General features: G+C 45.9%; 17 protein-coding genes. 6 read left to right on the top strand and 11 right to left on the bottom strand.

Annotated elements, in window-relative coordinates:
- Nucleotides 1-43: 43 nt before the first annotated feature.
- From serS to lrp, 5 genes are all read right to left on the bottom strand, one after another.
- A complete protein-coding gene (gene serS, locus ACF8EG_RS10955) occupies nucleotides 44-1,351 on the bottom strand; it encodes a serine--tRNA ligase (protein ID WP_005495761.1) in 1,308 nt (435 codons plus the stop codon).
- A gap of 91 nt (nucleotides 1,352-1,442) precedes the next feature.
- Nucleotides 1,443-2,732, bottom strand: a complete 1,290-nt coding sequence (locus ACF8EG_RS10960) for a replication-associated recombination protein A (RefSeq protein ID WP_021447448.1) — start codon at nucleotides 2,730-2,732, stop codon at nucleotides 1,443-1,445.
- A gap of 66 nt (nucleotides 2,733-2,798) precedes the next feature.
- Nucleotides 2,799-3,425, bottom strand: coding sequence for an outer membrane lipoprotein chaperone LolA (gene lolA, locus ACF8EG_RS10965; protein WP_031850278.1), 627 nt, complete (start codon nucleotides 3,423-3,425; stop codon nucleotides 2,799-2,801).
- A 74-nt stretch (nucleotides 3,426-3,499) separates the two neighbouring features.
- Entirely contained in the window at nucleotides 3,500-6,586 is a 3,087-nt protein-coding gene (locus ACF8EG_RS10970; RefSeq protein ID WP_069505449.1) for a DNA translocase FtsK, read from the bottom strand.
- A gap of 152 nt (nucleotides 6,587-6,738) precedes the next feature.
- On the bottom strand, nucleotides 6,739-7,233 hold the full coding sequence (gene lrp / locus ACF8EG_RS10975; RefSeq protein ID WP_005378234.1) for a leucine-responsive transcriptional regulator Lrp: 495 nt from the start codon (nucleotides 7,231-7,233) through the stop codon (nucleotides 6,739-6,741).
- A gap of 156 nt (nucleotides 7,234-7,389) precedes the next feature.
- Here lrp and ald point away from each other — a divergent pair, with 156 nt between their 5' ends.
- Nucleotides 7,390-8,526 (top strand): alanine dehydrogenase, encoded by a 1,137-nt coding sequence (gene ald, locus ACF8EG_RS10980; protein WP_069505447.1) that lies wholly within the window; start codon nucleotides 7,390-7,392, stop codon nucleotides 8,524-8,526.
- Between the two features lie 80 nt (nucleotides 8,527-8,606).
- On the opposite strand, the gene ACF8EG_RS10985 is transcribed toward ald, so the two are convergent.
- Entirely contained in the window at nucleotides 8,607-9,803 is a 1,197-nt protein-coding gene (locus tag ACF8EG_RS10985; protein WP_053816262.1) for a methyltransferase, read from the bottom strand.
- Between the two features lie 56 nt (nucleotides 9,804-9,859).
- On the bottom strand, nucleotides 9,860-10,834 hold the full coding sequence (gene cysB, locus ACF8EG_RS10990; protein ID WP_005459882.1) for an HTH-type transcriptional regulator CysB: 975 nt from the start codon (nucleotides 10,832-10,834) through the stop codon (nucleotides 9,860-9,862).
- Nucleotides 10,835-11,148: 314 nt separating this feature from the next.
- On the opposite strand from cysB, the gene ACF8EG_RS10995 reads away from it, so the two are divergent.
- The 4 genes from ACF8EG_RS10995 to ACF8EG_RS11010 all read left to right on the top strand — a co-directional run bounded on the left by ACF8EG_RS10995 (nucleotide 11,149) and on the right by ACF8EG_RS11010 (nucleotide 15,342).
- On the top strand, nucleotides 11,149-11,913 hold the full coding sequence (locus ACF8EG_RS10995) for a hypothetical protein (protein ID WP_005459911.1): 765 nt from the start codon (nucleotides 11,149-11,151) through the stop codon (nucleotides 11,911-11,913).
- A 124-nt stretch (nucleotides 11,914-12,037) separates the two neighbouring features.
- Nucleotides 12,038-12,808, top strand: coding sequence for a tRNA isopentenyl-2-thiomethyl-A-37 hydroxylase MiaE (locus ACF8EG_RS11000; protein ID WP_005459884.1), 771 nt, complete (start codon nucleotides 12,038-12,040; stop codon nucleotides 12,806-12,808).
- 249 nt (nucleotides 12,809-13,057) lie between these two features.
- On the top strand, nucleotides 13,058-14,386 hold the full coding sequence (locus ACF8EG_RS11005) for a sphingomyelin phosphodiesterase (protein ID WP_069505445.1): 1,329 nt from the start codon (nucleotides 13,058-13,060) through the stop codon (nucleotides 14,384-14,386).
- Nucleotides 14,383-15,342 (top strand): chromosome partitioning protein ParA, encoded by a 960-nt coding sequence (locus ACF8EG_RS11010; RefSeq protein ID WP_069505443.1) that lies wholly within the window; start codon nucleotides 14,383-14,385, stop codon nucleotides 15,340-15,342. Before ACF8EG_RS11005 ends, ACF8EG_RS11010 begins: the two co-directional genes overlap by 4 nt.
- Nucleotides 15,343-15,413: 71 nt before the next feature.
- Here the strand turns inward: ACF8EG_RS11010 and trpS are convergent, their stop codons facing one another.
- Entirely contained in the window at nucleotides 15,414-16,436 is a 1,023-nt protein-coding gene (trpS, locus tag ACF8EG_RS11015; protein WP_069505441.1) for a tryptophan--tRNA ligase, read from the bottom strand.
- A gap of 637 nt (nucleotides 16,437-17,073) precedes the next feature.
- On the opposite strand from trpS, the gene ACF8EG_RS11020 reads away from it, so the two are divergent.
- Nucleotides 17,074-18,030 carry an AEC family transporter gene (locus ACF8EG_RS11020; RefSeq protein WP_025509044.1) on the top strand — a complete coding sequence of 319 codons (957 nt, stop codon included), beginning with the start codon at nucleotides 17,074-17,076 and terminating at the stop codon, nucleotides 18,028-18,030.
- A 74-nt stretch (nucleotides 18,031-18,104) separates the two neighbouring features.
- Here ACF8EG_RS11020 and ACF8EG_RS11025 read toward each other — a convergent pair whose 3' ends face one another.
- From ACF8EG_RS11025 to vmeA, 3 genes are all read right to left on the bottom strand, one after another.
- Nucleotides 18,105-18,557: a MarR family winged helix-turn-helix transcriptional regulator gene (locus ACF8EG_RS11025; RefSeq protein ID WP_005459888.1), complete on the bottom strand. Its 453-nt coding sequence runs from the start codon at nucleotides 18,555-18,557 to the stop codon at nucleotides 18,105-18,107.
- Nucleotides 18,558-18,759: 202 nt separating this feature from the next.
- Complete coding sequence (gene vmeB / locus ACF8EG_RS11030; protein ID WP_005477950.1) at nucleotides 18,760-21,921, bottom strand: multidrug efflux RND transporter permease subunit VmeB; 3,162 nt, start codon at nucleotides 21,919-21,921, stop codon at nucleotides 18,760-18,762.
- Between the two features lie 2 nt (nucleotides 21,922-21,923).
- Nucleotides 21,924-23,063, bottom strand: coding sequence for a multidrug efflux RND transporter periplasmic adaptor subunit VmeA (vmeA, locus tag ACF8EG_RS11035; protein WP_069505439.1), 1,140 nt, complete (start codon nucleotides 23,061-23,063; stop codon nucleotides 21,924-21,926).
- Nucleotides 23,064-23,430 lie beyond the last annotated feature (367 nt).

The following is a 23,430-nucleotide window of genomic DNA, read 5'->3' on the forward strand; positions in this document are numbered from 1 at the left end:
CCCAGCGCTGAGGCTGGGTTTTGGTGTTCTAGTGGCTAATGAATTAACCGATGTGCGTTGCGCCGCCCATGTACTTCTGAAGTACTGCAGGGATTGCTATGCGACCGTCTGCTTCTTGGTTGTTTTCTAGGATAGCAACCATGGTACGACCAACTGCTAGACCAGAACCGTTTAGCGTGTGCACAAGCTCAGGTTTCTTCTCGCCTTTACGACGGAAACGCGCTTGCATACGACGAGCTTGGAAGTCCCACATGTTAGAACATGAAGAGATTTCACGGTAAGTCTCTTGAGCAGGAACCCAAACTTCTAGGTCGTAAGTTTTACGAGCGCCGAAGCCCATGTCGCCTGTACATAGAACGACTTTACGGTAAGGAAGTTCAAGAAGTTGTAGAACTTTCTCAGCGTGACCTGTTAGCTCTTCTAGCGCGTTCATTGAATCTTCTGGCTTCGTGATTTGTACTAGCTCAACTTTATCGAACTGGTGCATACGAATCAGACCACGAGTATCACGACCGTATGAACCCGCTTCTGAACGGAAACATGGCGTGTGTGCTGTCATCTTGATAGGTAGATCCGCTTCGTCAGTGATAGTGTCACGAACTAGGTTCGTTACTGGTACTTCTGCTGTAGGGATTAGAGACAGTTTACGCGGCTCTTCGTCGTTTACTTTTTCCGCTAGAGGCTCAGTGTGGAAAAGATCTTTACCGAACTTAGGAAGCTGACCAGTACCGAATAGGCTGTCAGAGTTCACTAGGTAAGGTACGTACATCTCTGTGTAGCCATGTTCTTCTGTATGAAGATCTAGCATGAACTGAGCAATTGCACGGTGTAGACGAGCAAATTGACCTTTCATCACGATGAAACGTGCGCCAGTGATCTTAACTGCACTTGCGAAGTCTAGACCGCCACCCATTTCGCCTAGGTCAACGTGGTCTTTCAAATCGAAGTCATAAGTCTTAGGCTCACCCCAACGAGAGATTTCAACGTTGTCATTTTCGTCTTTGCCATCTGGCACTTCATCTGCTGGGATGTTTGGTACAGAAAGCGTAAATTCGTCTAGTTGAGCCATTACTTGCTCAAGTTCAACTTTCTTCGCGTCAAGATCGCTACCTAGAGTACCGATTTGTTTCTTGATCTCTTCTGCGCCTTCTTTGTCGCCAGCCGCCATTTTTTGGCCAATTTGCTTGGAGATGGAGTTACGCGTGGATTGTAAATTTTCTACTTCTACTTGAATGGACTTACGTTGTTCTTCAAGTTTACGAATAGTCTCTACGTCTAGCTTAAAGCCACGACGCGCCAGTTTAGCAGCTGTTTCATCCAGCTCTGTACGAAGTAATTTAGAATCCAGCATTGTTAATCCTATGCTTTTTGTTGTGAAATCACGCGCACTTTCCAAGCGTACGCGTTAAAAAAATTTACTGAACAAATGTATCCAAAAACGCCTACTTTTCATAGCGCTTTTGTTGGCTATTTGCGTCTAATTTAGCCAAGTAATCTAACTTTTCGCCGATTTTGGTTTCTAGACCGCGATTTGTCGGCTGATAGTACTTACGATCCGCCATTTCTGGTGGCAAATATTGCTCACCCGCTGCATAAGCACCCGGCTCGTCGTGAGCATATCGATATTCTGCGCCATAGCCCATGTCTTTCATCAGACTGGTGGGTGCATTACGCAAGTGATGCGGCACTTCATATTCAGGCAAGTTATGTGCGTCAGTGAGCGCTTGTTTCCAAGCAACATAAACGGCATTACTCTTTGGAGCGCACGCGAGATAAACAATTGCTTGAGCAATCGCACGCTCACCTTCAGCTGGACCAACGCGTGTAAAACAATCCCACGCGGAGAGTGCAACTTGCATGGCTCTAGGGTCCGCATTGCCGACATCTTCCGATGCTATCGCAAGTAATCGACGGGCAATGTAAAGTGGATCACAACCTGCAGCTATCATACGAGCAGCCCAGTACAAAGCGGCATCTGGGTTTGATCCACGAATAGATTTGTGCACAGCGGAGATCAAATCGTACCAAATGTCGCCTTTATTATCGAAGCGAGAGACTTTCTCCCCGGCTACTTCAGCAAGCAGTTTGAGTGTTATCTCTTTTTCACCCTGCGCATTGTCCTCTGCCATATCGTAGAGAAGTTCAAGGTAGTTAAGCGACATGCGAGCATCGCCGTTCACCAACTCGGCTAGACGATCTAACACATTATCAGCAAAGTTCGCTGGCGTATCGCCCAGGCCTCGTTCTTTGTCGTTAATCGCTTGATTTAGTGCGAGTGAGATCTCTTCTTTATCTAGTGAAGTCAGCTTGTAGACTCGAGCACGAGACAACAATGCGTTATTCAGTTCGAAAGACGGGTTCTCTGTCGTTGCGCCAATAAACGTTACGGTTCCATCTTCAATATGTGGTAAGAACGCATCTTGTTGCGATTTGTTGAAGCGATGGACCTCATCCACAAACAAGATGGTGCGGCGACCCGCCATTTTGTTCTCGCGCGCTTTTTCGATTGCAGCACGAATCTCTTTCACACCGGACGTCACCGCAGACACGCGTTCAACTTCCGCATTGGCATAATTAGCAGCGACTTCTGCTAGCGTGGTTTTACCTGTACCGGGAGGTCCCCAAAGGATCATTGAGTGGACATGCCCAGCCTCTAACGCGCGACGCAGGGGTTTACCCGGGCCAAGAATGTGTTGCTGACCGATGTACTGCTCAATAGTTTGCGGTCTCATACGAGCAGCAAGGGGACGAAAATCTTCGTCCCCCGAGAAATCTAATGTGTAATTACTCACTACCTATTAATTCCTTTGATCGTCCACTTCCACACCTTTTGGAACTGTGAACGTAAATCTGGCTGCTTTTGGTTTGCCAAGCTTAACATTACTGAATGTAAAGAGCCCTTTCTGACCATCTTGCTCGATGACGTTAAAGCCTTTCACTACGCCTTTCGCGTCAATATTGATCTGGAACTGACCTTGAGTAGAGTCTACTGCGGTTGGGATAAGCGTAAATTCATTCCCTTTCTGGGAGATCTTATAATTATCCCAATCACTTGCTCTGTTGCGAGTTAAGAGCACAAATGGTGTTTGCTCGGTCGCTTGCTCTTGCCAGTAAATGCTGACTTGCTCAATAAACGGGCTGTAGTACCACAAAGTTTTACCGTCTGAAACCAACAAGTTCTCATCTGGGAATGTCGTGCTCCAACGGAACAGGCTTGGACGAGCGATTTCAACCGTGCCTTCCCCTTCCATGACCGTTTCCCCTTCTGGGCTGATCACTTGCTGAGAGAAATCGGCACTGAAGCCCTCATTCATCGCGAGGCGTTTGTTCAGTTCATCTTTTGGAGAGGCTGCATTTGCAGCAGAGAAGAAAGAAATGCTTAAAACTAGCGCTGAGAAAAGTTTCGCTGAAAATCGTTTTTTCATTCAGATACCTATCAGAGGGTCAAAGACCTAAAGTTACTCACCTCAGTTGGACTAAGGTGAGTAAAACAAGTTCATTAATCTTTTGGTGGCGCAGGAGCCAAGACTTCACGGTTACCATTGTGACCCGGCGCACTCACGATGCCTTGAGCCTCAAGCTGCTCGACAATTCGTGCGGCACGGTTATAGCCGATTTTGAATCGACGCTGCACGCCAGAAACCGAACCACGGCGCGACTGAACCACGTGCTCAACCACCTGATCAAACAATGGATCCATCTCTTCATCTGATTCCATTTGTTCGCCCGGAAGCAAACTTTCTGGGCCTTGGTCACCACTGATGATTTCATCGATGTAGTTTGGCTTACCACGCGCCTTCCAGTTGTTCACCACAGCATGTACATCATCATCCGACGCAAATGCGCCGTGAACACGAATCGTATGGCTAGAACCTGGAGGCAAGTACAGCATGTCACCCATACCAAGTAGCGATTCCGCGCCGCCTTGGTCAAGGATAGTACGCGAGTCCGTCTTCGTTGATACAGTAAACGCCACGCGTGTTGGAATGTTTGCTTTAATCAGACCTGTAATAACGTCAACCGATGGACGCTGAGTTGCAAGAATCAAGTGAATACCAGCCGCACGCGCTTTCTGAGCCAAACGAGCAATCAGTTCTTCAACCTTTTTACCCACAACCATCATAAGGTCGGCAAATTCGTCAACAACAACGACGATGTATGGCAATTTCTCAAGCAACGGCGGTTCTGTATCCATACTGTCGCCTTCTTGCCAGAATGGATCGTGAATTGGGTGGCCGGCTTCTGCTGCCATCTTCAACTTCTCGTTAAAGCCTTTCACGTTACGCACACCCAGTGCCGACATCAGTTTGTAACGGCGTTCCATTTCACCCACACACCAACGTAGAGCATTGGATGCGTCTTTCATATCCGTAACAACTTCGGCAAGAAGATGAGGGATACCTTCGTAAATAGAAAGCTCCAACATTTTCGGGTCGATCATTATGAAGCGTAGATCTTCTGGAGAAGCTTTGTAGAGCATACTCAAGATCATGACGTTTACACCGACCGACTTACCTGAACCTGTCGTACCCGCAACAAGTACGTGAGGCATTTTAGCGATGTCAGCAATGACAGCTTCACCCGCGATATCTTGACCAAGTACCACCGTCGTTGGCGATTTAGCTTGCTCAAATTGAGGGCTGCTGATGACGTCTGACAGATAAACCGTCTGACGACTCATGTTTGGCAACTCAAGACCGACATAAGGTTTGCCTGGAATCACCTCTACAACACGTACCGCCATCGCAGATAGAGCACGCGCCAAGTCCATAGACAGACCAGAAATTCGACTTACTTTCACACCTGGCGCCAAATCGAGCTCGAATCGAGTGATTACTGGGCCTGGGTAAATGCCGACTACGTCAGCTTTAATTTTGTAGTCTGCAAGCTTGCTTTCGACTAAACGCGCGACTTGCTCAAGCGCTTCACGATCGATGAAGTTTTCACGCTTTTCCGGATGGTAAAGCAATTCAAGTGTTGGCAGCGGCTCTTCTGGCACTGGTAAATTCTGTTCTTGCTTCATCAAGAATGGGTTTTGCGTCGCGGCAACTTTTGCTTGCGCGCTGGATACCATGCTTTGGAATGCGGCAACATCTTGATCGCCATCTTGCACTTCCTCAACCTCAACTTCTTGTGGCGCTGGTTCAAACACTACACTCGGCTCAGGTGTCTGTTCTGGTTGAATTTGAGAAACCGATTGTGGTTGAACTATAAGTTGAGGCTCTGGTGAACGCGACTGAGGTTGAGGAGCAACATATGCCTCCTCTTCATCTACTACATCAAAATCAGAGATGGTTGGTTCAATATGTTCACTTGGCTCAGCGTGGTCGGTAATGTCATCAAGTGCACGAGTGTCAATAACAGGTTCTTCGTGTGGCATTGGTTCCACATGGAGTTGCTGTTCTTGCTGAGCAGCAAACTGTTCATACTCTTCATAGCTTGATTCTCGTTGAGGCGTATCGTGTTCAACAACCTCTTCATGCTTGGCTTGCACCTGCTCTTGATAGACTGCGTTTGTATCCGCATAAGATTGGCATGTTTGTTCTTCTGACGCCCAATCATCTGCTTGCTGCGCTGCTGCTTCCAACTCTTCGATGGTTACGTTCAGCTGCTTGGTACGCTCAACCATTGGATCCACGTTATCTGTGCTGACCGCTTTAAGTTGTGGTTCTGGTTCAACATACGTTGGCGTCGCATTTACTGCCGCAACTCGTTGAGGTTGGGGCTCTGGCGTCGGTTTTACCGCAGACGTTTCTGATTTGGCTTGCGGCATATATATAGGATATTCGTGTACTGGCGCTTTCTCTTTTGGTTCTTCAACTTCGTAAGCCGTTAAGTGAGGAAGCGTCTCATCGTCTTGTTGATCGTCTTCAACGTATTTTGTTGATACTTTATCCTCAACAAACTCATCAAGCTGAGGCTCTAGCGTCTCTTGTTCTGAACCTCTGAACTTATTCGCGATGGCAGCCAATACCGCTAACGAGCGATCACCAAGCCATTCGACGATGTTCAGCCAAGAAATCCCCGTAAACAAAGTAAAACCAGCCCCCCACAGAAATAGAAGGACGAGTGTTGTACCCAATACATTCAACGTCGGCAGGGCAAGGCTTGATAAAACATCGCCTACTACACCGCCCGATGAGAAGTACCAAATATCATCGAAGTTAATATCGGCAAGGCCGCAACTGGTCATGATAAGAACGGTTAGGCCCAGTAAACGGGTTCCCCACAGCATAAAATCAATTGGCTCATCTTCCCCTCGCTTACGACAAATCACCCACGCAGCCGCAGCCAGTAGGAAAGGAATCGGATAGGCGAGAGAACCAAAAGTGAAAAATAGAGTGTCGGCAAGCCATGCGCCAAACAGGCCACCAGCGTTATCGATCTCCCCACCCCATGCAGTTTGGGACCAAGATGGATCAGCTGGACTAAAGGTAAATAGTGCTACAGCGAGCAATACCGAGCTAAGAACGCCAACGATAAAGCAGCACTCTTTTAAGCGTTGGAAGCCATTTAAGCGTGAAGACTGAGGCTCTTCACTGGTTTTAATGATGGTTTCGACTTTCTTTGCGTTCTCTTTGAACATAAATCAACTTGAATATGGAAATGAAATAGGAATTTGCAAAACATTCCGAGCGGCATCAAGCCGCTCGGTAAATTGATTTAACCATATCAAAGAGAAAAACCCAATTACTCTATGGCGAAAGCGGAAGCATATACCGCTTTCTTTGCAAGAAATTAACGAGTTTTAATCACAAGCTGGTTAGATTGTTTCACTTCTTCCATAACTACGTAGGTGCGAGTGTCATTTACGCCAGGTAGACGTAGTAACGTATCGCCAAGTAGTCGACGGTAAGCACCCATATCAGATACACGGGTCTTTAGAAGATAGTCAAAGTCACCTGAAACTAGATGACACTCTTGAATGTCGTCTAGCTTTTGAACAGCTGAGTTAAACTGTTCAAACACATCTGGCGCACCACGGTTTAACGTAATCTCAACGAATACCAGTAGTGATGCATCTAGGAACTGCGGATTAAGTAGCGCAGTATATCCTGTGATGTAGCCTTGACGCTCTAAGCGACGCACACGCTCCAAACATGGCGTTGGAGAAAGTCCTACACGTTTTGAAAGCTCAACGTTTGAAATACGACCGTCTTTCTGCAGTTCATTAAGAATGTTGCGGTCGATACGGTCTAGTTCCTTGGACGGCTTTTTATAGTTGTCTGCCATTTTTTATTCCACCTTATTACTTCCTTGCAAAAAAATATACTACAACTTTTTAATATTTGGTGCCAAATTTTACAAACCTATAACTATACTAGTTACAAATTCGACAATAACACCCTACAAATAGTTTTTACAACCATTATAGAAAGAGGATACAGGATGATCATTGGCGTACCTAAGGAAATCAAGAACCACGAATACCGTGTGGGTATGATCCCTGCTAGCGTGAGAGAACTCATCTCACATGGCCACCAAGTTTTAGTTGAGACCAATGCAGGTGCCGGCATTGGTTTTTCAGACGATGATTACATCGCCGTCGGCGCATCCATTCTCCCTCATGCTGCAGACGTTTTCGCGCAAGCAGACATGATAGTAAAAGTAAAAGAACCCCAAGCAGTTGAGAGAGCAATGCTCCGCGAAGGGCAAATTTTATTTACTTATTTACACCTAGCACCAGATTTTCCACAAACTGATGAGCTAATCAAGAGCAAAGCTGTCTGTATAGCCTATGAGACTGTAACAGATAATATGGGTCGTTTGCCACTGTTAGCACCAATGTCAGAAGTGGCAGGTCGGATGTCTATCCAAGCGGGTGCGCAAACGTTAGAAAAATCACACGGTGGTCGTGGTTTACTTCTTGGCGGCGTACCTGGTGTTGAGCCTGCTAAAGTCGTTATCGTTGGTGGTGGTGTCGTTGGTGCAAACGCAGCTCGTATGGCTGTTGGCCTTCGCGCAGACATAACAATTCTTGACCGCAACGTAGACACTCTGCGTAAACTGGATGAAGAATTCCAAGGCCAAGCGAAAGTCATTTATTCTACAGAAGACGCTATCGAGAAGCATGTTCTAGAAGCAGACCTTGTTATTGGTGCAGTTCTAATCCCAGGCGCGGCAGCTCCGAAACTGGTAACAAAAGAGCATATTGCTAAGATGAAGCCAGGCGCAGCAATCGTTGACGTAGCTATCGACCAAGGTGGTTGTTTCGAAACATCTCACGCGACAACACACGCCGAGCCTACTTACGTGGTTGATGATGTCGTTCACTACTGTGTAGCAAACATGCCTGGTGCAGTTGCACGTACTTCAACTTTCGCATTGAATAATGCCACTCTCCCTTACATTGTGAAACTTGCAAACAAAGGCTATCAACAAGCTCTTTTGGAAGACAAAGGCTTCCTAGAAGGTCTAAACGTGATTCATGGTAAAGTCACTTGTAAAGAAGTTGCAGAAAGCTTTGACCTTGAATATGTAGATCCTGAACAAGCTATCGCCATGTTCAACCAACAACAAAATTAAGCAATTTTGTCACGTTTTGTTTACAAAAGCCCACAATAAAGTGGGCTTTTTCATATAGTCGATTTAGATATAAAAAATAACTAATTCTTATATGCACAAATTAAAATATTTCTCGGCGTAACTGATTTAGGGCAAAACTCTGCCAATCTAACACGATAACCACGTTCTTCAAGATAAAGCACTTTGTCTAATGCGAGCCAGATCTCCAAAGGTCGCTGAAAAACCAGTTGCACTAAGCTCATTCTTTCCATATGCCAAAAACGTTTTATTGCCCGCTTTTCAAACTCGGCAAAGTCAATCGCTTGGTTAATCTCGATACCTTTTTCTTTCGCAGCCCAGAGACACAATGCCTCAAAACCATCACTTAACTGTGATTTTCGAATGCTTGGCACGGGTTGATACTCATCAACTCCCAAAATCTCACGTGTCAGTAAATCAAAACCAAGCCTGAATACCATCTCTTGTTGACGATGGCGACGCACACGTTCACCGCCTGTCACCGTCTGTTGCAATGGAATGCGCAGTTCATGCTTAGACAAAATGAGTTCAGACGCTCGCACTGATTGGGATAACGCTTGGTAAGTCTCGCTTTGAATCAAATGATAACAGCAAGGTGAAATCGTCATCGCCTCGATGCCGGCTTCACTTCCATATTCCATCAACCGAACATGAAGGTCACCACAAGCATGCAGTGCGACAGCATGTTGCGTCGGTTTGAATACTGCCTTGGTTTGAGGATCAAACGCGTCACCTTGGATAAAGGTCATTTTCCAATGATGTTCATTCGCGGCTTGTTGGCCGGAGTCGCATAACGCTTGTTGATATTCAAAACTGGTCACTGGTTGATCGGTTTGCGTGGTTAAGATCCGACCTAAGTATCCTTTACCCGAGCACCACTCTAACCATTCCTCACCTTGATGAGATTGAATCGCTGCCTCCCCCATCGCTGTGATCTGTTCTAGCTTGCGCCCTGGGATTCCACTGTCTAACCCTCTTTCTAGCGCTAGGCCATCTAATGCCATCGACTCTAACTGTGTATGCCTAAGTAAGGATGGTAAATCTGGCAAAAACACACTGATTTCAGCCAACGCAAGGTCTGGGTCAGCTTTGAGATTTTCTATTTGAGAGGGAGAAATCGATTCTAACCATTGGCAAAGCTGAGGGTGTGTTTCCTGCCAAGGTAATGATGGTTGAATGCTGCTTTGAAATGGCTCGAATCGCCATAATGGTTGATTCTCAATTAAGCAGTCATTAATAAATTGAAATTGCGTTTGCATAGCTCCCCCTACAATTGGGGATGGATTGTAGGGGGAATCATCACTTGAATGAAGCGTTATCTTACCGGAAGCTCGATGTCTTTAAACATCTCTTCAATTTCAGCATTTGACTTAAGAGAAATCGCCTGTTCTACAACAGGGCGCGTTAAGTGCGGTGCGAAACGCTCCATAAAGTCAAACATGTAAGAACGCAGGAACGTGCCACGGCGGAAACCAATACTTGTTGTACTTGCACCAAACAAATGGCTCGCATCAATAGCAACCAAATCGCGGTCTTGCTCTTCATCGACGGCCATGCTCGCAATCACACCAACACCGATACCCATGCGCACATACGTTTTAATCACATCCGCATCGGTTGCAGTGAACACGACTCGCGGCGTCAAACCTTCACGGTTGAAAGCGGTATCTAACTCAGAGCGACCAGTAAATCCAAACACATAAGTCACCAAAGGATAAGCAGCTAAATCGTGAATAGTAACTAAGTCTTTCTTCGCCAACGGATGATCTTTTGGCACCACAATAGAGCGATTCCAGTGGTAACAAGGCAACATGATAGCATCTTGGTAAAGATGGAGAGCTTCTGTTGCAATCGCAAAGTTGGCTGTACCTTTTGCAATCGCTTCAGACATTTGAGAAGGCGTACCTTGATGCATGTGCAAAGACACTTTCGGGTAACGTGCCGTAAAACCTTTGATGACATCAGGCAATGCATAGCGCGCTTGAGTATGGGTTGTTGAAATATTTAACGTGCCCATTTCAGGGTGAGTATGCTCGCCCGCCACCGCTTTGATGCTCTCAACCCGAGCAAGGATTTCTTGGGAAATACGTACGATCTCTTCACCTGCTGGTGTCACTTGCGTTAAATGTTTACCACTTCGTTCGAAGATCTGGATTCCCAGCTCATCCTCTAGTAAACGAACCTGCTTACTAATACCAGGCTGAGAGGTGTATAAACTCTCCGCCGTCGCAGAAACGTTTAGATTATGGTTCACAACCTCAACAATATACTTCAGCTGCTGCAGTTTCATCGTAATCCCTTACTCATTCACGAGATAATAATGTCATAACTAAATTGACCGCTCTTACGAGCGATATAATGATTAGTTATAACGCGATCACAACGAAATGAACAGTAATTTCTAACATATAGCTGATAACCTTAAGCAAAGAAGCAATATGCACAATGTTGAGCTTATAAAAACATCGATTTTAGTGATGTTGCTTCTATCAGTAACGAAAACGTGGGTGAGGCAAAATAATCAAACAAATAAGGTGCCGAGTAAGATAAGATTCATGTATTCTTGAACGCTAGCCGTAGAAAAGTAAAAGCAGACGCAAAGATATGAATATTGGTTTAATAATCGCTTTGGTAGCCATCCTACTGGTATTAATCCTAGGCTATAACATCATGTTGCAATACAAGGTTAAAGTTGAAACCGCCAAAAGGCAGGAATCGGCACGCTATGTTGCACTTATTGATGGCACTGAAGAACTGATTGGTCACGCACACCATATTCCTTTTAGTAAGGAGCTTCTGCTGTGCCTAAACAATCGTATTCTTGATGCACTAGAAAGCATGCATGAGCTTGACCCGAAAAATAAGCAGCTCACTCAACGCATAGAGAATATGAAGCAGCAAATCGGACAGCTAAAAGAAAACGGTCCGACTGGTGAAAGTACCTCTTTCAAAATGCCAAGCAGCGATAAGCAAGCCATCGTGATGCTTAAGCTGGTTAAGCGCCTGCGTGACACCGTTCGAAACGAGCACAACAAAGGCCGATTAGACACCCAGACTTACGTAACCGAAAATGCGCGTTTGGAAACGATGCAAATTCGCATCAACATCGAAAACGTGATTAAGCGAGCGAACGATTCCATTGCTCGCGGCCAGCCGGGCACTGCGCTACAACTGCTTCGCAAAGGTATCGATGCGCTGAGTACAAAAAGCGATCCGTACTCCATCCAAGCAAAACAAAAGCTTGAAGAGATGCTTGGCGACTTAGACAAAAAACGCCAAGACAAAAGCGATGCAGAAATGCAGCAAATGGCAGACAAAGAGCGTGACAACGACATGGAAGCACTCTTCGGCGAGAAGAAAAAGTGGTAATATCCACACCAGCTTTTCGCCCTATCCGATTAAAGGCTGCGTTTGCAGCCTTTTTTCTATCCAGATTTCCGTTTTACTCATGCTCTGGATGAACCAAATTTGAACGTAACGTACTAAAAATAAAATGATTAATCTCGACGCCTATCAAGATCTTCTTGCTCCTATCAATCAATTTCTGCAATGCAGCACACCCAACGAATGGGTTGAAGAAGCAAAGAAACCAGAAAACTTGCAAACCATTTTATTGGATCACTTACTGTGCGAGCTGAAAGCCGGTCAGTCAGCCATGTTCTTGATCCGCAAATACGCAGTAGATAAAGACAGTTCACATGCCTTACTTGACTGGTTCAAACCATATGAAGATTTCGCTTACCGAAAAATCGGCTCATTAGAGACATTAAAAGGTAAGAGCAATATTTCGAAAGCCATCATGGCAAAATCTGATTCGCCGTATAGCCAAGATCTGATCGATAAAATGGTTCTCTTGATCAAAGAAGAATTACATCACTTCTATCAAGTACTGGAAATCATGGAGAGCCGTGGCGTGGAATACAAAAACATTCCCGCAAGCCGCTACGCAAAAACGCTGATTTCACACATGAAGACTCATGAGCCCGAAACGCTTATCGATAAACTCATTATCGGCGCTTACATCGAAGCTCGCTCATGTGAACGTTTCGCTAAACTTGCGCCGCACATGGATGAAGACATTGCGAAGTTTTATGTTTCCCTACTCCGCTCTGAAGCACGTCATTATCAAGACTACCTTGTACTGGCTGAGCAGATTGCAGGCAAAGATATCAGCGAGCGTATTGCATACTTCGGTCGTATCGAAGCTGAGCTGATTTCAACCCCCGACGAAGACTTCAAGTTCCACAGTGGTATACCTGCTTAGCCGTGCTAAACCGTCACTAAAAAGCCAGATGTGAGTCTGGCTTTTTTGTTTTAAATCTCACCATTTCAACCTACCCCTCCGTCTGTATAAACCGCGCCTGTAACTTCATTTTGTTTACAACTCAGTTAGAACCAAGGTCACAAGTAGCGAACTATTTTCATCGAACCATAAGCTGTCATCCATCTTTAACGCTCGAGTAACATTTATAAATAAGAATGATTGCTCTAACACAAATTATGGATAAACAAGATGAAATTTTCGCAGTGGAGTCTTTTGCTGAGCACTTTAGTAGCATTGCCGAGCTTGGCTGATACGGACGTATACCTCACCAATAACTCAGACCAACCATTAACCATTCAGGTCAAACACGATGGCAGTGATTTGCTGCAATACGGAAAAGAATGGCATCAACACGTAGAAGTATTAGGCCCTTGGGAAACAAAGCCCGTACTGAGTTTTAATCGTTGGGAAGGGGTGAAATCGGGTCAGAACTATCGCTTTGAAACTGTCGTATCTAACCCGCAAGGTGAAAGCATTACACTCCACCAAGTCATGGAAGGACATTGGTACAACTCAACCATTGAATACGGTTTGTCAGCCGCCGACGTGAACTTGGCATTAAAAGACGACCGCACGATTCATCGTTCAAACACCGAGGCGTTTGGCTCTCGCAGCGCAGAGATAGCGTTTAAATCGGATAGCACCGCGCGTTATGACGATTTGTACTACACCGTCACACCAAGAAAAGTGGCTGAAGCCGTCGATAACAACGAGCAAAATCTCAAATTGATGACTTACAACATTTGGGCCTTGCCTGCGATTGCGTCACATATTGGTGAGCGTTACGAGTTAATCCCCGATTACGTAAAAGGTTATGACGTACTGGCATTGCAAGAGGTTTTTGCTAGTGGTCGTGATGCATTTTTACGTGAGCTTGCAAAAGAGTACCCATATCAAACGAAAATGTTGGATAAAGATGGTTTCAACGTTTACGACGGAGGCGTAATCATTGTGAGTCGTTACCCTATCGTCAACGAGGCACAATACGTGTTCCCAGATTGTTCGGGTACCGATTGCTTCGCTGATAAAGGCGTAAACTACGCAGAGATCATCAAAGGTGGTCAGGCCTACCATGTTTTTGCTACACATACCGCATCTTTCGATACTGATACAGCGCGTGAGTATCGTCAGCGTCAATTTCAACAAATGCGCACTATGGCGCAGTCTCTCAACATTCCGAATAACGAAACGGTCGTTTACAGTGGTGACTTTAATGTAAACAAGCTGAAGTTCCCTGGAGATTACCAGCAGATGATCGCAAACCTAAGTGCGATGGAGCCTCAATACTCTGGCTATACAGCGTCTACGTTCGACCCTCGTATCAATAACTTCGCAGGCGAAGCACTATCTGGTGGCGAAAATGTGGAATACCTCGATTACGTCATGGTGAGCAACGAATATGGCGTGAAATCGTTTAACGACAACCGCGTTGATGTTCCACGTTCAACGGCAGAGGGGTTGTGGAAACATTACAACCTGTCGGATCACTTCCCTGTCAGCGCCGTGATCAAGCCATGAAGCTTAGCTTACTAATCACTGTGTCCGCCGTTTTGGCGGGCATAGTTTGGTTTTCAGTCAATGTCGACGAGCGCGATCAATTAACGCAGCTTTCTTCGGAGTTGCAGGATAAATCAATCGCATTGGTTGATAGTGATTCGACGCCACCCCAGCGCCAAAGCAGTACACAAAAGTCCAAGTCAAAATCAGACAACATGCCCACAGAGATTCAAGATCTTGCAGAGCGACTAAACCGCTCTAAAGGTCGAGCATTGAAAGCAGAAATCGAGACGTTTTGGCACACCTGTATGTCCGAGCTCAATTGCGAATCCAAACTTAATGAACTAGCTATAGATTTGTCTGCAGAGCGTTTTAATTTGTTAGCGAACTACCATCAACTCGATGGCCTTTGGCAGCAAAGCGTTGGCAATTTGTTGTTTGATGAGCAGCAACCGCTCGCCTCTCGTGTCGCACGATTAAAATCCGAAGCGAGAAAGATTTGGGGAGAGCTCGCCGAGGTGATTTTCGCCGATGAGTTCGCACTTTACGACTTCAGCTTACAAGCCGAGCAACTTGACGCCGTATCGGCTCAAGATTACGTGAAAGCATTCGAGGATTTAATCACCGAATGGCAGGGGAAAGAAAATGCCTTGGGGTTAGACAGCAACCAAACAAAATATGAACGAGCGGTGGATCTGATCCCTGCAAGCATGAATGGGATCGAGAGACAAACCTTGATTCAAGAGTTGCAGAAAAACTATCTGTCTGAACAAGAAAGCAACCAAATCCTCACTCGTGAACAACAAATAGCAAAACAAAAGCAGCAAGTTCGCAGTTATCAAACCGAGCTAAAACAGCTCGAATCCAGATTGGCAACGCAAAGAGCCACCAGCCACGCGAGTTGGTCTGAATCTGACTGGCAGCATTACTATCAACAAGAAATAGCGAATTTTCGTCGCGAGTTCTTTGCTTCATAAGGTGCGCATACAAAAAAGGCACGTAGCAGGTTAGCTTTCGCGCCTTTTTACTTTGTGTTCCCGAACCTATTTCAGAACAAGTTCAAGCCAAACACACTCTTAACATCGGACAAAACTTGTTCTGTTTTTTCTCGAGAGACTTGACTGCCATGTTTAAGAATCTCGATAAGTTGCGCTTTGTCGTTCAAATACAACGCCCGTTTCTCTCGGATCGGACGCAGCATTTCTTGAAGGCATTCTTCCAATACTTTTTTCGTGGTTCCATCTCCTAGCCCGCCACGGCGATAGTGCGCTTTGAGTTGCTCGACATGCTCTTTGTCAGAGTGAAAAGCATCGAGATAAGTGAACACAATGTTGCCTTTTACTTGACCAGGGTCTTCGATGCGCAAATGGCTTGGGTCGGTGTACATGGATTTTACTGCAGCTGAGATTTCCTTTTCAGTCGCCCCTAAGTTAATGGCATTGCCCATGCTTTTCGACATTTTATTTTTGCCATCAGTACTCGGTAAACGTGGCGCATCACTAAGCAACGGACGGCACTCTTTTAGGATCTCTTGTCCGCCAAGGTGGTTAATCTTTCTCACGATTTCATTCGTTTGCTCAAGCATTGGTAATTGATCATCCCCAACCGGAACAAGTGTAGCGCGAAAACCCGTTATATCAGCGGTTTGAGAAATTGGGTAAGTCAGGAACCCTGCAGGAATTGAACGCTCAAAACCTTTGCTTTGAATTTCATTTTTTACGGTTGGGTTACGCTCTAAGCGAGCAATGGAAACTAAGTTGCTGTAATACATCGTCAATTCTGCGAGGGCTGGCAGTTGAGATTGCAAACAGATAGTGGTTTGAATGGGGTCGATGCCAACTGCAAGGTAATCTGTGACTACGTTTAGAATGTTCGAAGATACCTTTGAAGGATTGTGCGCGTTATCGGTCAGGCCTTGCATATCGGCGACCAGAATGGTTTGGTCATGCTCCGATTGTAATGCCACACGCTGTTGTAACGAACCGACGTAATGACCAAGGTGTAAAGGCCCTGTAGCTCGGTCCCCCGTGAGAATGATTTCGCGTTGTTGATGCGTTTCTTTGATGTTCATGGTTATCTCCTAGTCAAAATAGATCGCTACTGGAGATAAAAAGACAAGACACTCTTCGCTACCTTCCAGCAGCGTAAGAATGTAAGAATTCCGCGCCGCTCTACATAGAGCGCCACCAGAAAAAGTATGATGATGAAGGTGTGAAGAATAAGTTCATGCGTCTTAAGCTAACAGGGACTAAGACAATGCTCAATCCCAATGTGAAGAAAATGCAGTGTGTGAAAATTTGCCCGATTACATCGGCAAGGACATTGCGATAACGAGAACAGCACCAAATACCGAACCAGAAACAAATGCACATAGAACGGTTTTGTTGTGTTTACTTTTCATCGATGGACTCCTATTTATCACCACCAGAACCGCACAAGGAATGAGCGCGGCTCAACTTCATTTCACTTGTCGGCGCTGGAGTTCTGTTTTATCTCCAGTGCGATAAGTCGAATTAGTAAACCAATATATGCAACCTTCGACCAGTCGAGCTTGGTCAAACTGAGATATTAGGCTCATATCGGAATGCAACATACATCCTAATCAACATAAGAATAAAATTTCATCGCTTCCCTATTCCCCGCCCCCTAGTTTGTGGCTTAATAGCGAAACAATAATGACTTTTTTCTTTTTTGCTGCGGATACTTACATGGATTCTGTTTTACATCAGTTGCAATTCTCTTTGTCGATCACCGGCCCCATCTGCTTAATGTTGGTGCTTGGCGTTATCTTTAAACGGTTTGGTCTCATCAACGATAACTTTATTGAAATAGGCTCTAAGCTGGTTTTTAAGGTCACGCTGCCAGCCATGTTGTTTGTCAGTATTGTGGCTTCTGAGCATGATTTTTCTGCCGCCAGTGGTTTCATCAACTACGGCGTAGTCGCGAGCATTCTGTTTTTTATTTTCACCTACATATCCGTTTCTGTTCTGTTTAAGTCTTCTCCCGATCAGGGCGTGTTGATTCAAGGTGGGTTTCGCGCCAACACTGGCATTATCGGCATTGCATACGTTGCGAATGCTTATGGTTCACAGGGTGTCGCATTAGCTGCTCTGTATGTCGCCATCACCACATTTATCTACAACGTTCAAGCGGTGATCTGCCTATCACCCAAAGGCGCTACGTCTGCCTCTCAAGCAGCAAAAATGATGGGAAGAACACTGACGAAGAACCCGCTTATCATCTCCATCGTTTTAGGTATGCTTTTCTACTTGTTGTCGATTCCGGTTCCAAACGTAGTCATTGATGCGGGTAACTATCTGTCGAAAATGACGTTGCCGCTCGCATTGTTATGTACAGGCGGGTCGTTGGATTTTAGTTTGATGAGAAAGGAAAAAGGCCCGTCTTGGTTTGCAAGCAGTTACAAGTTGATTGTTGCCCCAGTGTTGATCACGTTAGGCGCGTATTTTGTTGGTTTTCGAGGTATTGAATTGGGGATTTTATTCTTCATGAACGCCTCACCCGTTGCGGCAGCGAGTTACGTCATGGCCCGCTCAATGGGAGGAAACGCGGTACTGGCAGCCAACATTATTGCTTTGACAACCGTGCTTTCAACCGTCACCTGCACGTTCGGTATTGTGGTTCTAAAATCGTACGGTTTGATCTGAAAAATGATATAAAAAAGCCTCAGAACATAGCTGAGGCTTTACAAAAAGGCTTAGATTTAACGCAGAGAAAACGCTTACGAATGATTGGCTAATGTCATTTTCCTTACCAAACGAAAAAACTCTGCCGACTCATCTTCTGATAAACAAGAGAAGAACTCGCGCTGTAAGTTCCTCATTATTTGATGAACTTTCTTAATCGTTACTTCACCTTCTTTCGTCAAACTGAGCATTTTCAGTCGTTGGTTCGCCTCACTCTTCGAAACGCACACAAAACCACGTTTTTCCAAGTTATCGACCATGCGCTTTGCAACGCTTCGTTCGGTCAGAACGGCATCGGCTAACGCTTGTTGACTCATGGGCTGAAACTCTTCTAACGCTGCCAACGCACTGGCCATCTCTAAGGTCATCTGATTTTGACGACATAACTCTGCCTGCGCTCGGTTGCGATACATCCGTTGCATCACCCCAGAAACAAACATTGGGCTTTGATCCAAAACGGAGATTGGTGAAATTTTTTGCTCTTTCATAGCCGCCTATTTAACTTATGGCTTCATGTTATGCTTTCTGACCTTTTAGTGAGGAATTCGAAACGTAATTGCTCTTCCTAGACTTCATTCAAAATCGGTGGCGTATTAAACCCATCAAGTTGAAAGCATAAACAAAGAGCGCTTACGCGCCCTTTTATTATGTTTATTGTTATTAGTATAACTCAGTTAAGCTTACGAAGTCTTACTCCGACTTTTCCGTTGCTGGAGCGAGTTCTTGAGATCGCTCTTTCTGCGCTTCTTTTTGGGCACGGCGATCAAACAAACGCTCTACCACAACAAAGAACACCGGAACAAAGAAGATGCCAAGCAAGGTCGCACTGATCATGCCGCCAAGCACACCAGTACCTACCGCGTTTTGACCAGCAGAGCCCACACCAGCACTGATTGCCAACGGAACCACACCTAAGCCAAACGCCAAGGACGTCATGATGATTGGACGAAGACGCACACGCACCGCGTGCAGTGTAGCTTCAATCAGACCTGCACCTTTCTCGTAATATTCTTTCGCGAACTCAACGATCAAAATCGCGTTTTTCGTTGCCAAACCCACTGTGGTTAACAAACTCACTTGGAAGAACACGTCGTTGTCCATTCCACGACCCAGTACTGCGAGCACAGCGCCTAATACGCCCAAAGGTACAACCAACACGACCGCAAGCGGTACAGACCAGCTTTCATACAACGCAGCAAGTACGAGGAACACGACCAAAATGGACAACGCATACAACATTGGAGCTTGGTTGCCGGACAAACGCTCTTCATAAGAGATGCCGTTCCAGTTCACCGTAAAGCCTTCTGGTAACTGCTCAACCATCGCTTCAATCTCAGCCATTGCTTCACCCGTACTGACACCTGGAGCCGCGCCACCTTGAATGTTCATCGCGGCTAGGCCATTAAAACGTTGAAGCTGTGGTGAACCATACGTCCATTCACCACTTGCAAACGCCGAAAACGGCACCATTTCACCTTGCGCATTACGTACATACCATGAGTTAAAATCTTCTGGCTGCATACGGAACTCTGCGTCACTTTGCACCATCACTTTTTTAACGCGACCACGGTCAATGTAGTCGTTGATATACGCTCCACCCCAAGCGGCGGATAGGATTTGGTTCACGTCGTTGATGCTGACATCCAGCGCGCGCAATTTAACGTGATCTACATGCACTTGGTACATTGGCGCATCAGATTGGCCATTCGGACGAACACCAACTAGTTTTGGATTCTGCGCTGCCATTCCCAGTAATTGCCCTTGTGCAGCAACTAATGCTTCGTGACCAAGGCTCAGGGAGTCTTGTAGATAGAAATCAAAACCCGTTGCGTTACCCAACTCTTGGATGGCAGGAGGTGCAAACGCAAATACCATGGCTTCTTTGATGGTTGAGAAGTAACCCATAGCACGGCCTGTCAAAGATGCAGCATCCGAACCCGGCGCTTCGCGCTCAGACCAATCTTTCAAGCCAATAAACGCCATACCCATGTTTTGACCTTGACCAGCAAAGCTAAAACCAGCCACGGTAAACACGGATCTCACGTTGTCTTTTTCTTCTTCCAAGAAATAGCTACGCACTTTATCGAGTGTTTTTTCTGTCTGCTCTTGAGTCGAGTTCGGCGGCAAGATTGCCATCGAGAACACCGTACCTTGGTCTTCATCTGGTAGGAAAGACGTCGGCAGATTCATAAATAACCAACCCGCACCAGCGCTCATTGCCACAAACACCAACAACATGCGCCCAGTGCGTTTTAGCAACTTGGCTACACCAGCCTCATAACCTGCGGTCATCGAATCAAATTTACGGTTAAACCAACCGAAGAAGCCTTTTTTATCCGTAAATTCAGCGTCACCTTTTTTCAGTAACGTAGCACACAGCGCAGGTGTCAGGATGATCGCGACCATCACTGACAACGTCATCGCAGCAACGATGGTGATCGAGAACTGACGGTAAATCACCCCGGTCGAACCTGACATAAATGCCATAGGGACGAATACTGCCGATAAGGTCAAACCAACACCAATCAACGCGCCAGTGATCTGCCCCATCGATTTCTTAGTTGCTTCTTTTGGATCGAGCCCGTCTTCGTGCATCACACGCTCAACGTTTTCTACCACAACGATGGCGTCATCCACCAGCAAACCAATCGCCAGAACCATCGCAAACATCGTCAGGGTATTCACGCTGAAACCTGTCGCGTAAAGAATGGCAAACGTACCCAAGAGTACAACCGGAACAGCAATCGTCGGGATGATCGTTGCACGGAAGTTCTGTAAGAACAGGTACATAATCAAAAACACCAATACAATCGCTTCCAGTAGCGTTTTCACTACTTCTTGAATCGATGCTTCTACAAACGGTGTTGTCTCAAATGGATAAGCGACTTTCAGACCATCTGGGAAGTTTTCACTCAACTCTGCTAAACGCTCTTTGACTGCAGCCGCCGTTTCCAGCGCGTTCGCACCTGTACCAAGTGAAATACCTAAACCAGACGCCGGCAAACCGTTGTACTGACCTTGAATATCGTAACTTTCTGCTCCACGCTCAATACGAGCAACGTCTCTTAGATAAACGTTTGCACCGCTCGCATCTGATTTCAAGATGATGTTTTGGAACTCAGCCACACTGCTTAAACGACTCGCAGAAGAAATCGTCGCGTTAAGCAGTTGACCTTTCTGCGCAGGTGCTGCCCCCAATTGACCAGATGACACTTGCGCATTCTGCTCACTGATCGCATTTGCAACGTCAATTGCCGTCAGGTTGAACTGAGTCAGCTTAAACGGGTCAAGCCACACACGCATCGCATATTGAGAACCAAAAGCCTGTACTTGACCCACACCCGTCACACGGCTGATTGGGTCTTGAATGTTGGTTACAACAAAGTCGGCAATGTCGTTTTGTGTAAAATCTGGATCGTCAGAATAAACCGCCACCACCATCAAAAATGAGGTGTTAGATTTGTTCACCACAATACCTTGGCTTTGCACTTCCATAGGAAGCGAAGTCAACGCCAATTGCAGTTTGTTCTGCACTTGAACCTGCGCGATATCAGGATCGGCTTCACTATCAAAAGTCAGTGTAATGGTCGCATTGCCGAAAGCGTCACTGCTCGAAGACAAGTAACGTAGGTAATCCAGGCCTGTCATGTTTTGCTCGATAACCTGCGTGACAGAGTCCTCTACCGTTTTAGCAGAAGCACCAGGATAGCGCGCGCTGATGGTGATCGTGGTCGGCGAAATGGTTGGATATTGCGACACTGGCAAGTTGAACAAGGACATGATCCCTGCAAGCATGGTCAGAATCGCCAGTACCCAAGCAAAAACCGGACGATCAATAAAAAATCGAGCCATGATTATCCCTGATCTCCCGTTTGGATGGTGACTGGGCTACCCGGACGCACCTTTTGCAAACCCGCCGTAATGACTTGGTCACCGACTTTTAATCCATCAATGATTCGCCATTGGTTGTCTATAACTTCCGCCGTGATGACTGGCGTAATCGCAACGGTATTATCAGCACTCACCGTCATCACCGAAGCTTTGCCTGTTGCATCGCGAGTCACGGTGTTTTGTGGGATCAAAATCGCGCTAGGGTCAACACCAGTAATCACGGTCGCACGTACGAACATACCCGGAAGAAGTAAACCATCAGGATTTGGGAATTCCGCACGCAAAGTCACGCTTCCCGTACTTTCATCCACGTTAACTTCCGTGAACTTCATTATGCCTTTGTGCTCGTATGTCGAGCCATCTTCAAGCGTCAATGCGACTTGCGCAGATTGATCTTCTTGCATGTGGCCTTGAGAAAGCGCCGCTTTTAGTCGCAGCAATTGAGCAGAAGACTGAACGATATCCACGTTGATCGGATCAAGTTGTTGAATCGTCGTTAGCTTGTCGGCTTGGTTTGCCGTAACCAACGCTCCCGCAGTCACATTTGACTTGCTGATCACGCCACTGATCGGCGCTTTCACACGGGTATAAGTCAAATTGATCTTTGCAGTATTGATCTTCGCTTTGGCTACGAGCACTTGCGCTTTAGCTTCTTTGTAAGCCGCTTCTGCTTCATCCAGATCTTGTTGACTGATCGATTTCTTGGTAATCAATGCGCGGTAACGTTTAACGGTTGCAAACGTCGATTCTTCAGAAGCTTGCGCACGAATCAGCTCCGCTTCTGCACTAAGCAAATCCGCTTGAAATGAAGAGTCATCAATTTGATACAACGACTGACCTTTTTCCACAACGCCACCTTCAACAAAGTTACGTTCTGAAATAATACCCGTTACCTGTGGGCGGACTTCCGCCTCTTTAAATGCACGGCTGCGGCCCGGCAACTCAACCGTCAAAGCTTGTCGAACAGGTTCAACCGTCAACACATTCACTTCGGTTGCGGGAGCGGCGCCACCACCTTGCTCAGTTCCTTCTTGGCTTGGTTGACATCCCGCCATAAACAGGCTCGATGCAATCAGCAGCGATAGCGTAGTTCTACGTCTCATGAAACATCTCTCTTATTTTGCAAGCCCTACAAATATCCAATTCAATGCGTTCTGAATGGCTCGATTATGATTAGTGGATATGCATTTATCCCAAACAAATTAGTTAGAATGATAATTGCCCAGTGTTGTACATACAACAAAATTTACGTTTCAATACGCTTGTCGAATGCGTTTGTTGTAAAGGTGCAATAGAACTCTCAGATTTGAAGATATTGTGTTGGAAATCACACTTTTCTGTGTACAAGTTGGCGGGTCAAAAAGTGAGTAATTTGATGATAAAAACGGCGAGTGTTTGTACAGAATTTGGGGTTCAAGTCCAGATTTAATTGATTAAATCCAATTGGCGAAAAGCTACGTTAAACATCAG

The sequence above is a fragment of the Vibrio sp. YQ_11 genome, from assembly GCF_043103065.1.
Taxonomy (GTDB): Bacteria; Pseudomonadota; Gammaproteobacteria; order Enterobacterales; family Vibrionaceae; genus Vibrio; species Vibrio parahaemolyticus.